The sequence below is a fragment of the Pseudomonas sp. NPDC007930 genome (assembly GCF_042958985.1).
In the GTDB taxonomy this organism is placed as follows: domain Bacteria; phylum Pseudomonadota; class Gammaproteobacteria; order Pseudomonadales; family Pseudomonadaceae; genus Aquipseudomonas.
Window position 1 is genome coordinate 71,078 of sequence record NZ_JBIBKC010000009.1, and the last position, 12,410, is coordinate 83,487.

General features: G+C 66.5%; 12 protein-coding genes. 7 read left to right on the plus strand and 5 right to left on the minus strand.

Going from position 1 to position 12,410, the window contains the following annotated elements; all coding sequences use genetic code 11:
- Positions 1–112 precede the first annotated feature (112 nt).
- From ACFZCE_RS18565 to rbsK, 4 genes are read left to right on the plus strand one after another with little or no spacing between them, the layout of a single operon-like run.
- The gene (locus ACFZCE_RS18565; protein ID WP_390941644.1) at positions 113–1,069 is read left to right on the plus strand and encodes a substrate-binding domain-containing protein; all 957 of its coding nucleotides are present in this window, start codon (positions 113–115) and stop codon (positions 1,067–1,069) included.
- Position 1,070: 1 nt separating this feature from the next.
- Entirely contained in the window at positions 1,071–2,594 is a 1,524-nt protein-coding gene (locus ACFZCE_RS18570) for an ATP-binding cassette domain-containing protein (RefSeq protein WP_390941646.1), read from the plus strand.
- Entirely contained in the window at positions 2,591–3,538 is a 948-nt protein-coding gene (locus ACFZCE_RS18575) for an ABC transporter permease (protein WP_390941648.1), read from the plus strand. Before ACFZCE_RS18570 ends, ACFZCE_RS18575 begins: the two co-directional genes overlap by 4 nt.
- A 9-nt stretch (positions 3,539–3,547) precedes the next feature.
- Positions 3,548–4,441 (plus strand): ribokinase, encoded by an 894-nt coding sequence (gene rbsK, locus ACFZCE_RS18580; protein ID WP_390941650.1) that lies wholly within the window; start codon positions 3,548–3,550, stop codon positions 4,439–4,441.
- A gap of 129 nt (positions 4,442–4,570) precedes the next feature.
- On the opposite strand, the gene ACFZCE_RS18585 is transcribed toward rbsK, so the two are convergent.
- From ACFZCE_RS18585 to ACFZCE_RS18600, 4 genes are all read right to left on the minus strand, one after another.
- Positions 4,571–6,217: an acetolactate synthase large subunit gene (locus ACFZCE_RS18585; RefSeq protein ID WP_390941652.1), complete on the minus strand. Its 1,647-nt coding sequence runs from the start codon at positions 6,215–6,217 to the stop codon at positions 4,571–4,573.
- A 97-nt stretch (positions 6,218–6,314) separates the two neighbouring features.
- Positions 6,315–6,719 (minus strand): hypothetical protein, encoded by a 405-nt coding sequence (locus ACFZCE_RS18590; protein WP_390941654.1) that lies wholly within the window; start codon positions 6,717–6,719, stop codon positions 6,315–6,317.
- 52 nt (positions 6,720–6,771) lie between these two features.
- Positions 6,772–8,088 (minus strand): AAA family ATPase, encoded by a 1,317-nt coding sequence (locus ACFZCE_RS18595; RefSeq protein ID WP_390941656.1) that lies wholly within the window; start codon positions 8,086–8,088, stop codon positions 6,772–6,774.
- A 91-nt stretch (positions 8,089–8,179) separates the two neighbouring features.
- A complete protein-coding gene (locus ACFZCE_RS18600) occupies positions 8,180–9,109 on the minus strand; it encodes a LysR substrate-binding domain-containing protein (protein ID WP_390941658.1) in 930 nt (309 codons plus the stop codon).
- A 91-nt stretch (positions 9,110–9,200) separates the two neighbouring features.
- Here ACFZCE_RS18600 and ACFZCE_RS18605 point away from each other — a divergent pair, with 91 nt between their 5' ends.
- From ACFZCE_RS18605 to ACFZCE_RS18615, 3 genes are all read left to right on the plus strand, one after another.
- Positions 9,201–10,259 (plus strand): NAD-dependent epimerase/dehydratase family protein, encoded by a 1,059-nt coding sequence (locus tag ACFZCE_RS18605; RefSeq protein WP_390941660.1) that lies wholly within the window; start codon positions 9,201–9,203, stop codon positions 10,257–10,259.
- A 97-nt stretch (positions 10,260–10,356) separates the two neighbouring features.
- Positions 10,357–11,538, plus strand: coding sequence for an acetyl-CoA C-acetyltransferase (locus tag ACFZCE_RS18610; protein WP_390941662.1), 1,182 nt, complete (start codon positions 10,357–10,359; stop codon positions 11,536–11,538).
- A 36-nt stretch (positions 11,539–11,574) separates the two neighbouring features.
- Positions 11,575–12,009, plus strand: coding sequence for a hypothetical protein (locus ACFZCE_RS18615; RefSeq protein ID WP_390941664.1), 435 nt, complete (start codon positions 11,575–11,577; stop codon positions 12,007–12,009).
- Positions 12,010–12,088: 79 nt separating this feature from the next.
- On the opposite strand, the gene ACFZCE_RS18620 is transcribed toward ACFZCE_RS18615, so the two are convergent.
- The gene (locus tag ACFZCE_RS18620) at positions 12,089–12,379 is read right to left on the minus strand and encodes a nucleotidyltransferase domain-containing protein (RefSeq protein WP_390941665.1); all 291 of its coding nucleotides are present in this window, start codon (positions 12,377–12,379) and stop codon (positions 12,089–12,091) included.
- Between the last annotated feature and the right edge of the window lie 31 nt (positions 12,380–12,410).

Consider the following 12,410-nt stretch of genomic DNA (forward strand, 5'->3'; position numbering starts at 1 on the left):
CGGCCTGGCCATTTGACAAACCCCCAGGGCACTTCCATATTCCATCGCACACCCGGGCGCCATTTGGCGCCCGTTTTGGGATCGATAAGAACAACGCACGGAGATGCCCTGGATGAACCACCCTGCCGCTGGCCGCCTGCTCGCCGCCTGTTTGTTGTCTGCCGCCTGCGCCCTCGGGCTGCCGGGTGCCGCCCTGGCGGACGCCGCCAAACCCAAGGTCGCGCTGGTGATGAAGTCGCTCGCCAATGAGTTTTTCCTGACCATGGAAAACGGCGCGAAAACCTACCAGGCCCAGCACAGCAGCGAGTTCGAGCTGGTGTCCAACGGCATCAAGAACGAAACCGACACCGCCGCGCAAATTGCCATCGTCGAGCAGATGATCGCCACCAAGGCCGATGCCCTGGTGATCGCCCCGGCCGACTCCAAAGCCCTGGTACCGGTGCTGAAAAAAGCCAGCGACGCCGGCATCAAGGTGGTCAACATCGACAACCGGCTAGACCCGGCGGTGCTGCAGAGCAAAGGCCTGCAAGTGCCGTTCGTGGGCCCAGACAACCAAGCCGGCGCGTTCAAGGTGGGGGATTACCTCGGCGAGCAACTCAAGCCGGGCGATGAGGTGGGGATCATCGAAGGGGTGCCGACCACCACCAACGCCCAGCAGCGCAGCGCCGGCTTCAAGGAAGCAATGGAGAAAGCCAAGGCGAAGGTGGTGTCGGTGCAAAGCGGCAACTGGGAGATGGCCCCCGGGCAACAGGTGGCCGCCGCCATGCTCAGTGAATACCCCAACCTCAAGGCGCTGCTGGCCGGCAACGACAACATGGCCCTCGGTGCCGTGTCGGCGGTGCGCGCGGCGGGCAAGGCCGGCCAGGTGAAGGTAGTGGGCTACGACAACATCAAGGCCATTGCGCCGATGCTCAAAGACGGCCGCGTGCTCGCCACCGCTGACCAGTACGCCGACCGCCAGGCGGTGTACGGTATCGAGGCGGCGCTCAAGCTGATCAAAGGGCAGGACACCGGCGCCCAGAACGGCGTGATCACCACGCCCGTGGACCTGGTGACCGGCAAACCCTGACATGGCCAGCGCTGCCCCTGGCGCCGTGCTCACCCTGCACGGCGTGGGCAAAACCTACGCGCAGCCGGTGCTGGCGGATGTCGACCTGGCGCTGTACCCCGGCGAGCTGTTAGCCCTGACCGGCGAAAACGGCGCCGGCAAAAGCACCCTGTCGCGGATCATCGCCGGGCTCGAGGCGCCGTCCAGCGGCAGCCTGCGCTTCGATGGCCAGCCCTGGCTGCCGGGCAGCCGCCGCGCCGCCGAGGCCGCCGGGGTGCGCATGGTGCTGCAAGAGCTGAACCTGCTGCCCACCCTGAGCATCGCCGAAAACCTTTTCATCGAACGCCTGCCGCAGCGTTGGGGCTGGGTCGACCGCCCGCGCCTGCGCGCCCAGGCCCGTGAAGCCATGGCCCGGGTCGGCCTGGAACAGCTCGACCCAGACACCCCAGTGGCGCAGCTCGGCATCGGCCACCAGCAGTTGGTGGAGATCGCCCGCAACCTGATCGGCGATTGCCGGGTGCTGATTCTCGATGAGCCCACCGCCATGCTCACCGGCCATGAGGTGGCGCGGCTGTTCGCGCAGGTGCGCCGGCTGCGCGCCGAAGGGGTGGCGCTGGTGTACATCTCGCACCGCCTCGAAGAGCTGGCGCAGCTCGCCCAGCGGGTGGCGGTGCTGCGCGACGGCAAGCTGGTCAGTGTGCTGCCGATGGCCGAGGCCAGCGAGGCGCGCCTGGTCACCCTGATGGCCGGCCGCGAGCTCGCCGAGCACCTCGATATGGGCCCGCGTACCCTCGGGCCGCCGCTGCTGAGCGTGCGTGGGCTGAGCCGTGGGCAGAAGGTCCGTGGGGTCAGCCTGGAGGTGCGCGCCGGTGAAATTTTCGGCCTCAGCGGGCTGGTGGGCGCTGGGCGTACCGAGCTGTTGCGGCTGATTTTCGGCGCCGACCGGGCCAGCGCCGGCCAGGTGTTGCTGGGCACGCCGCCACGCCCCTTGCGCCTGCGCTCGCCGCGCGACGCGGTGCGCCAGGGCCTGGCCATGGTCAGCGAAGACCGCAAGGGCGAGGGCCTGCTGCTGACGCAAAGCCTGGCCGCCAACCTGGCCCTCGGCAACTATGCCCGCCTGGCCCGTAGCGGCTGGATGAGCCGCCGCCGCGAGCAGGGCCTGGCGCAACGGCAAATCGCCGCGATGCGCATCCGCAGCGCGGGCCCGCAACAGGTGGTGGCGGAGCTATCCGGCGGCAACCAGCAGAAGGTGGTGATCGGCCGCTGGCTCGAGCAAGGCTGCCAGGTGCTGTTGTTCGACGAGCCCACCCGTGGCATCGATGTGGGCGCCAAGTTCGACATCTACGCCTTGCTGGCCAAGCTGGCCGGGCAGGGCAAGGCGCTGCTGGTGGTGTCCAGCGACTTGCGCGAGCTGATGCTGATCTGCGACCGCATCGGCGTGATGAGCAACGGCGAGCTGACCGGCACCTTCAGCCGCGACCACTGGAGCCAGGACGCCCTGCTCGAAGCGGCCCTGGCGGGCTACCACGCCCGGAGCGCCTCATGAGCACGCGCCGCCTGGGCACCTACCTCGGGCTGGCCGGCGCGCTGCTGGTGTTGATCGCGCTGTTCTCGGCGCTGAGCAGCCACTTCTGGAGCTACAGCACCTTCAGCACCATTGCCAACCAGATCCCCGACCTGATGGTGCTGGCGGTGGGCATGACCTTCGTGCTGATCATCGGCGGCATCGACCTGTCGGTGGGCTCGGTGCTGGCCCTGGCCGCCTCGGCCATCAGCCTGGCGATACTCGGCTGGGGCTGGGGCCCGCTGCCGGCGGCGCTGCTCGGGCTGGCCTGCGCGGCGCTGGCCGGTAGCGTCACTGGCGCGGTCACCGTGGCCTGGCGCATTCCGTCGTTCATCGTTTCACTGGGCGTGCTGGAGATGGCCCGCGGCGCGGCGTACCAACTCACCGACTCGCGCACCGCGTACATCGGCGATGCCTACGGCTGGTTGTCCGACCCGCTGCTGTGGGGTATTTCACCGGCCTTTTTGATTGCCCTGGCGGTGATCGTGGTGGCCCAGTTGGTGCTGACCCGCAGCGTGTTCGGCCGTTACCTGATCGGCATCGGCACCAATGAAGAAGCCGTGCGCCTGGCCGGCATCGACCCGCGCCCAAGCAAGGTGCTGGTGTTTACCCTGATGGGCCTGCTGGCCGGGGTGGCGGCGTTGTTCCAGATTTCCCGCCTGGAAGCGGCGGACCCTAACGCCGGCACCGGCCTGGAGCTGCAGGTGATCGCCGCGGTGGTGATCGGTGGCACCAGCCTGATGGGCGGGCGTGGCTCGGTGGTGAGCACCTTCTTTGGCGTGTTGATCATCTCCGCGCTGGCCGCGGGGTTGGCGCAAATCGGCGCCAACGAGCCGACCAAGCGGATCATCACCGGCGCGGTGATCGTTATCGCGGTGGTGCTCGACACCTACCGCAGCTATCGTGCGCGCCAGCGCGGCGCGTGAGGAGCAGGCATGATTCTGGTGATCGGCAGCTTGAACATGGACCTGGTGGTGCGCACCGCGCGCCTGCCCGGGCCAGGTGAAACCGTGCACGGCGAGGGCTTTGCCACGCTGCCTGGCGGCAAGGGCGCCAACCAGGCGGTGGCCGCCGCGCGGGCTGGCGCCGAGGTGGCGATGGTCGGCCGGGTGGGCAGCGACGGCTATGGCGAGCAACTGCGCCAGGGCCTGCAAGCCGACGGCATCGATTGCCAGGCCGTGGGCGTGGCCGAAGGGCTGCCCAGTGGCCTCGCGATGATCCAGGTGGACCACGCCAGCCAGAACAGCATCGTCATCGTCGCCGGCGGCAATGGCGCGCTAACCCCCGCGCACATCGACGCCGCCGAGGGGCTGCTGGCCCGTTGCACGGTGCTGGTGTGCCAACTGGAAGTGCCCCAGGCGGTGGTCGGCCATGCGCTGCAGCGCGCCCACGCCTTGGGCAAAACCGTGATCCTCAACCCGGCGCCGGCCAGCGCGCTGCCGGCGGCCTGGTATGCCTGGGTGGATTACCTGATCCCCAATGAAACCGAAGCCGCGCTGCTGGCGGGCGTGCCGGTCAGCGACCGCGCCTCGGCCGAAGCCGCCGCCAGCGCCTTGCTCGCCCGTGGGCCGCGGCAGGTGCTGGTGACCCTGGGCGCCCAGGGCGTGCTGCAGGTCAATGCCGCCGGCGCGCGGCATTACCCGGCCCAGGCGGTACAGGCACGGGACACCACGGCGGCGGGGGATGCGTTCATTGGCGCATTTGCCGCCGAGCTGGAGCGCGGCGGTGATGTGCCGGCGGCCATTGCCTATGGGCAAAAGGCCGCGGCGCTGGCGATTACCCGCGACGGCGCGCAGCCGTCGCTGCCGTACCGCGCGGAGATGGGTTGAGGGGCAGCCAGGGAGGGCCCTTCGCCCGGCACAGCCGGCCTCCCACGGGTTCAATGTTTTCAACTAAATCAAGTAGTTACATAAGCCTGGTGGGAGGCCAGCTGTGCCGGGCGATGGGCCGGCAGCCCTTTACAAAGCAGCCGCCCTTTCGCGAATCGCCACATGCAGCAGGTGGTCATTCTCCGAATAGTCCACCGGGCAATCGACCACATGCACGCCCGGCTCGGCCAGGCAGCTTTCGAGCAGTGGTAGCAGGCCTTCGGCGGTGGCCACCCGGTGGCCTTGGGCGCCGTAGGCCTGGGCGTACTTGACGAAGTCCGGGTTGCCGTAATCCAGGCCGAAATCCTCGAAGCCCATCTGCGCCTGCTTCCAGCGGATCATCCCGTAGCCGTCGTCGCGCAGCACGATCACCACGATGTGCAGCTTCAGCCGCACGGCGGTCTCAAGCTCCTGGCTGTTCATCATGAAGCCGCCGTCGCCGCACACCGCGATGATCGGCGTGTTCGGGTGCACCAGCCGCGCCGCCATGGCCGACGGCAGGCCGGCGCCCATGGTCGCCAGGGCGTTGTCGAGCAGCACGGTGTTGGGCATGTGCGCCTTGTAGTTGCGCGCGAACCAGATCTTGTAGATGCCGTTGTCCAGCGCGACGATGCCATCAGACGGCAACACCCGGCGGATGTCGGCCACCACCCGCTGCGGGTACATCGGGAAGCGCGCGTCGTCAGCGCCTTCGCCGGTCTGCAGTTCGTTGGCTTCGCGAATCTTCAGAATGCGCTCGAAATTCCAGTGCGGCTGCGGCTTCAGCGCTTCGCCGATCTGCCACACGGCGTTGGCGATGTCGCCCACCACCTCCACCTGGGGGAAATACACCGGGTCGACCTCGGCGGAGCGGAAGTTGATGTGGATTACCTCGGTGCCGCCGCGGGCCATAAAGAACGGCGGCTTTTCGATCACGTCGTGGCCGATGTTGACGATCAGGTCGGCCGCCTCCAGCGCGCGGTGCACGAAATCGCCCGCGGACAACGCGGCGTTGCCGAGAAACCGTGGGTGGCGCTCATCGACCACACCCTTGCCCATCTGCGTGGTGATGAACGGGATGCCGGTGTGTTCGATCAACTGCAGCAACACCCGGGCGGTCATTTTGCGGTTGGCGCCGGCGCCGATCACCAGGATCGGGCTGCGCGCTTGTTCAAGCTTGCCCACCGCGGCGCGAATGGCTTTTTCCTCGGCCACCGGGCGGCGGCTCAAGCTCGGCGGGATCGGCGTGCTGTCGGTTTGCTCGGCGGCAACGTCTTCAGGCAGCTCCAGGTGCACCGCGCCGGGTTTTTCTTCCTCGGCCAGGCGCACCGCCTCACGGATGCGCGAGGGGATGTTGTCAGCCGAAGCCAACTGATGGGTGTACTTGGTCAGCGGCTGCATCATCCCGCACACATCGAGGATCTGAAACCGCCCCTGCTTGGACTTTTTGATCGGCTTCTGCCCGGTGATCATCATCATCGGCATGCCGCCCAGGTAGGCGTAGGCACCGGCGGTGACCAGGTTGGTCGCGCCCGGGCCGAGGGTCGACAAGCACACCCCGGTCTTGCCGGTCAGGCGCCCGTAGGTGGCGGCCATGAACCCGGCGGATTGCTCATGGCGGGTGAGGATCAGCTTGATCTGCCGCGACTTGCGCAGCGACTCGAGCAGGTCGAGGTTTTCCTCGCCCGGAATGCCGAACACGTATTCCACGCCTTCGTTTTCCAGGCATTGCACGACGATGTCAGCGGCTTTGGCCATGGGGGTGGGCTCTCTTATGCGGTGAGGGGGGCGTTAAAACCATCAGGGTAGACCGGTTTTTCGGCGTTTTGTGCCGCAAGGCGATACCCAAGTGCCGTTAAAGCGCTGGCGCTTGATCGTAGCCACTCAGGTGAACATCGAGAGACCAGATATAAACCCGCCGGCCTTTGTTCTGGGCACATAAGCGTTCCCAGTCATGAATGATCGACAGGTCTCCGAGGCCGCTACCTCCGTTGGCAGGTGCCGGGAATGCATGCAGCCACTTGGCCATTTCCTCGGGTGTAAGGAAGCTGATGGGTTTGAACGGAGAAGTGCCGTTCATGGCCTGGCTCACCTGATCCACAAATCGCGTGGCGCAGGCGCGCCGAGCTCGCCCATCGCCATTCTGGCCGATGTGGTTACCGGTCTCGAGAATCGTGGTCATGGGCAGGAACAATGACTCTCGCCGCGCCAGGCGCTGCCTCAATTCTTCGACAATTTGCCCATGTTGGCGTGCTTTCATCGGTACGTTGAGGATTTCTATGAAAACCGAAGTATCCAGTAAGCAAACGGAGTCACTGCTCGGCTTCCTTCACACTGGCCTGCAATTGGTTCAGCCAGTCCATTGCCTGGGCCTGCCGTTGCTCGGCCGTGCTGGTGTTTTTGAGGAAACGGTCGAGTATGCGCTTGGTCATCAATTGGCCCAGCGGGCCTTGCGCAACGAGGTCCGGGTAGCGCTCCAGGTCGCCCAGGCGTACCAAGCGGCTGTCCCCTTCGGTGGGGTCGCGGTAGCAGGCCACCACATCGGCCAGCGCTTCATCCGGTAGCGCATCGAGCAGAGCAGGGTTGTGAGAGGTCAACAGCACTCGCAAACCGCGCTCGGAGGCAATGGCCCGCAACTGGTCCACCAGGGTCGCAGCCCGGCTGGGGTGAACACCGTTATCGATTTCCTCGATGACCACCAACGCGCCTGCCGGCGCGCTGAGCAGTGTGGCGCCGATCGCCAGTACCCTGAGGGTTCCGTCCGACAACAGGGGGGCGTCGACGCTGCGGCTTTGGGCGCCGAAGGTTTCGATCAGCCGGACCATCACGTCGTTTCGGTCGGTCTTGATGAACTGAATGTCAGAGATGTCCTGCTCGGGGAGCGATTTGATGAAGGCCAGTAGCCTGGCCTTTTCGTCGGCCTGTTGAGCGAGGGTGAACAGCACGGCGGAAAGATTGCTGCCGTCTTCCTTGATCTGGTCATCACGTACATAGGCATAATCGCGCATCAGCGCCGGGCGTGGGTCGAGAAACACCACGTTGCGCAGGGCCTCCCTCAGCGCCTTGGTGATGTGCGGAATCAGCCGCTGGGCCTCGGTGTGGCTGGCCTCGAAGCGCCCTGGGGTTTCGAGTTGGTAGAAAACCGCCTGGCGGTTGGAGCAGGGAATTAGCGGTTTGTTTTTGCCCCGCTTGAAGTTGTTGTAGGCCACGCTGACTTCATCGGAGTGGCCGCTGCCAGGCCCTGTGATCTGGTACAGCGGGACGCCTTGGCCTGGCTGAGTGATGTGTTCACCGGTAATCGCCAGTTGGTCTGCGGTCAAGCCAATCGAGATTTCAAAATCACTCCAGCCGTCTTGTGCGTCGGCAAAGTGGCTGCCAAGGCTGAAGCTGTTATGTGGGGCACGGAACAAGTCGTTGGCTTGGCCCCTGACCACTGCATCGCCGCTTTGAATCGAGCGGGTAATGTCGTCCAGCCGGCTACCCTTGGCCAGCCAGTTGAGCAGGCGGATTGCTTCGAGGACGTTGCTTTTTCCGGAAGCGTTGGCACCGATCAGAAAGGTCAGTGCCGCCAATGGCAGGCGCGCACTGGCATAGCTCTTGAAGTTTTTCAGATCAATCGATTGGAGCATGGAGGCCTCGCTAGCGGCCGCGTTGGCTAGGGCCGCTAGTGTTGAAAAGGTTCAGGGCACCTATGCTATTGCAATTCAAGCTCAACGTCGCCTACCGCCACTGATCCCAATACGGCGGCTGCCCCCAGCACGCCAGCACATGCTCCAGAAACAACGTGACCTTCGGCGGCAGGTAGCGGCCATGGGGGTAGATCAGGTGGATGGGTACGCTGGCGGTGGCTTCGCTGCCTTCCCAATCCTCCAGCAGCGGCACCAGCTCGCCGGCGCGCAGGGCGTGGTACAGCAGCCAAGTGGGGAACAGCACCAGGCCCTGGCCCAGGCGCGCGGCGTCGACCAGCGCCTCGCCGTTGTTGCTGACGAACGCGCCATGCTCCACCACCGGTTCGAAGCGGCCTTGGCCGGGGCGGCGGAAGTGCCAGCGGCGGATGCCGTGGGGCCCCTTGTACAGCAGGCAGCTGTGCCGCGGCAGGTCGCTGGGCTGTTGCGGGCGGCCGTGGCGGGCCAGGTAGGCGGGGGAGGCGCACAGCACCCAGCGCTGCTGGCCGACTGGCCGGGCCACGTAGCTGGCGTCTTCCAGGCGGCTCACGCGCAGGGTGAGGTCGGCTTGCACCGGGTCGATGTAGGCGTCGCTCAGGGTGAGGTCGACCTGGATCTGCGGGTAGCGCTGGCGGAACGCCCCCAATAGCGGCACCAGGTGCAAGCGCCCCAGCGCCACCGGCGCGTTCAGCCGCAAGGTGCCGCGCGGTTCGCTGGCCGGGCCGTTCAGGGTTTCGCCGGCCAGGTCGATCTGTTCCAGCGCATCGCGGATGTGCGCGTAGTAACGCTCGCCGGCGTCGGTCAGGCGCACGGCGCGGGTGTGCCGGTAGAGCAAGCGCTGCGCCAGGTGTTTTTCCAGCGCGGCGATGTGCCGAGACACCGACGACGCTGGCAAGCCGGCTTCCAGCGCGGCCTGGGTGAAGCTGCCGAGGGCGGCCACGCGGGCGAAGAGGCGCAGGGCGATCAGAGAGGGGGAGTTGTCCATTGGGCAATAGTGATTTGCTGAGCGGCTGATTTTTCGAATTCAGGCAACAGTCTAGGCTGTTGGGCTCATTTTGACGAATTGGAGCTCAGCCATGGCTGAACAGGTATTGGTGGTCGGTGCCAGCGGCATCACCGGCGCGGCATTGGTGGACGAACTGCTGGCCGCCGGCCATGAGGTGATCGGCCTGGCCCGCCGCAGCCACCAGCGCGAAGGCGTGCGTTTTGTTCAGGCCGACCTCACCGACCCGGCCGCGGTGCAGGCGGCGTTGGCAGGGCTTAAGCCTGGCTGGGTGTTCTTCACCACCTGGGCGCGCCAGGCCACCGAGGCGCAGAACATCGAGGTGAACGCGGCAATGGTGCGCAACGTGCTGCAGGCCTTGAGTGGCCGCGGCGTGCGCCATGTTGGCCTGGTCACCGGGCTGAAGCATTACCTGGGCCCGTTCGAGGCCTACGGCCAGGGCAGCCTGCCGCAAACGCCGTTCCGCGAAAGCCAGGGCCGGCTGGACGTGGCCAACTTCTATTACGCCCAAGAAGACGAAGTGTTCGCCGCCGCCGCGCGCGACGGCTTCAGTTGGAGCGTGCACCGCCCGCACACGGTGATCGGCGTGGCGCCTGGCAATGCGATGAACATGGCCACCACCCTGGCGGTGTACGCCAGCCTGTGCAAGGCCCAGGGCAAGCCGATGGTATTCCCCGGCTCGCGCGTACAATGGGACAGCCTCACCGACATGACCGACGCCCATCAACTGGCGCAGCAACTGCTGTGGGCCGCCACTGCCCCGGGGGCGGCCAACCAGGCGTTCAACATCGTCAACGGTGATGTGTTCCGCTGGCGCTGGATGTGGGGCCGCATTGCCGAGTGGTTTGGCGTGCAGGCGGCGGACTACCCGGCCACGCCGGCGCCGCTGGAGCAGCAACTGGCCGGCAGCGCCGAGGCCTGGCGCGCACTGGCGGGCGAGCACGGCTTGGCCGAGGCATCCATCGAGCGGTTGGTGTCGCCGTGGCACACTGACGCCGACCTCGGCCGGCCGCTGGAGGTGGTCACCGACATGAGCAAAAGCCGTGGGCTAGGCTTTACCGCGTACCAGGCCACGGACGAGGCGTTTTTCCGCGCCTTTGCGCGGCTGCGCGCCGAGCGGTTGATCCCCTGATTGTTTTGAGGCGTTGATCAATGCATTTGAAAAGGAAATTGTACAAATGAGTGGCCGGCGCTGATCATCGCTTCACAACAATGTTCAGGAGAAGCCCATGCAGCCCGTCGTTATCGTAGCCGCCACCCGTACCGCCATTGGCAGTTTCCAGGGCAGCCTGGCGCAACTGCCGGCCCATGAACTGGGCGCGGCGGTGATCCGCCAGTTGCTCGCCAGCAGCGGCGTGGCGCCGGCCGAGGTGGACGAAGTGATCCTCGGCCAGGTGCTCACCGCCGGCGCTGGGCAAAACCCGGCGCGGCAGGCGGCGATCACCGCCGGGCTGCCGGCCGAGGTGCCGGCGATGACCTTGAACAAGGTCTGCGGCTCGGGCCTCAAGGCCGTGCAGTTGGGCGTGCAGGCGATCGCCCTGGGCGACGCCGAGGTGATCATCGCCGGCGGCCAGGAGAACATGAGCCTGGCCCCCTACGTGCTGCCCGGCGCCCGCACCGGCCTGCGCATGGGCCATGCGCAGATGGTCGACACGATGATCCGCGACGGCCTCTGGGACGCCTTCAACGACTACCACATGGGCATCACCGCGGAGAACCTCGCCGAGCGCTACGGCATCAGCCGCGAGCAGCAGGACGCCTTTGCCGCGGCCTCCCAGCAAAAGGCCCTGGCGGCCATCGAGGCCGGGCGCTTCAGCGCCGAGATCACCCCGATCAGCATTCCCCAGCGCAAGGGCGAGTCCTTGCTGTTCGCCACCGATGAACAACCGCGCCCCGGCACCGATGCCGCGGCCCTGGCCAAGCTCAAGCCGGCCTTCAAGAAAGACGGCAGCGTGACCGCCGGCAACGCCTCAAGCCTCAACGACGGCGCCGCCGCGGTGCTGTTGATGAGCGAAGCCCGCGCCCAGGCCCTGGGCCTGCCGGTGCTGGCACGGGTAGCGGCCTATGCCAGCGCCGGGGTAGACCCGGCCTACATGGGCATCGGCCCGGCGCCGGCCACCCGCCGCTGCCTGGAAAAAGCCGGGTGGGCCCTGCAGGACCTCGACCTGATCGAGGCCAACGAAGCCTTCGCCGCGCAGAGCCTGGCGGTGGCCGCCGAGCTGGGCTGGGACCTGGAGCGGGTCAACGTGAACGGCGGCGCGATTGCCCTGGGCCACCCGATCGGTGCGTCTGGCTGCCGGGTGCTGGTCAGCCTGATCCACGAAATGGCACGCCGTGGCGCCGCCAAAGGCCTGGCCACGCTGTGCATCGGTGGCGGCCAAGGGGTGGCGCTGGCGCTGGAAAGGCTGTAAACCTTTAGGCCCCTGACCTTGCAAGGAGCTCGACCGGTGCCTGTGAAAGCCAGCCTGCTTGCCCTCTGCCTGACCCTCGCCGGCGCCGCCAGCGCCGCGCCCCTCGCCGATGGCAACGCCTGGCGCGGCTGGGACGCCCCGGCCCGGCACAGCTACCTTGAAGGCGCCATCGACGGCGCCGAGCTGGGCGCCACCATCGCGGTGTTCGGCTGCAACCTGCAAGACGCCGACGACGCCCGCCGTACCTGCAACACCAGCACCATCGGTGCCTACCGCGCCGGGCAAGAGCGTTACCTCAAGCCGGTGGGGGTGGAGCAATTGCAGCAGGGGCTCGACACCCTCTACAACGAACCGCTCAACCGGCCGATCCCTCTGCGGGCAGGGTTGCAGGCAGTGGTCTACCAGTTGGGTGGGTTGCCCAACCCGGAAGCGTTGATCGAAGCGTATCGGCGGCGGGTGGGGCAGCCTTGAGGTGGTTGTGCCGGAAGAAGGGGCCTCGTTGCCCGCTCACATAGTTATAGGTAACTGGCTAATGCCTGTTGATCTCGGCTCATATGGGCAGCGCTTCGCTCAGAACGCTCTGCCTGAAACTTTCCGGGAGAGCATTGGGTGTCAGCACGTCCACTTCCACCCCTAGTAGCTGCGCCAGCTCATGGCGGATGGCACCGATGTCGAAGAGGGTGGTTTCAGCCGTCGGGTCGATCAGGATGTCCAGGTCGCTGCCTTCGGTGTCTTCTCCTCTGAGCACTGAGCCAAAAACCCGCGCATTGCGCGCGTGGTTCGCTTCTACCACTTGGCGGATGGCAAGGCGGTGGTGATCAAGGGCAATTGAGGGTCTCATCGCGCGTCCAGACTGTGAAGAATACGCCGCA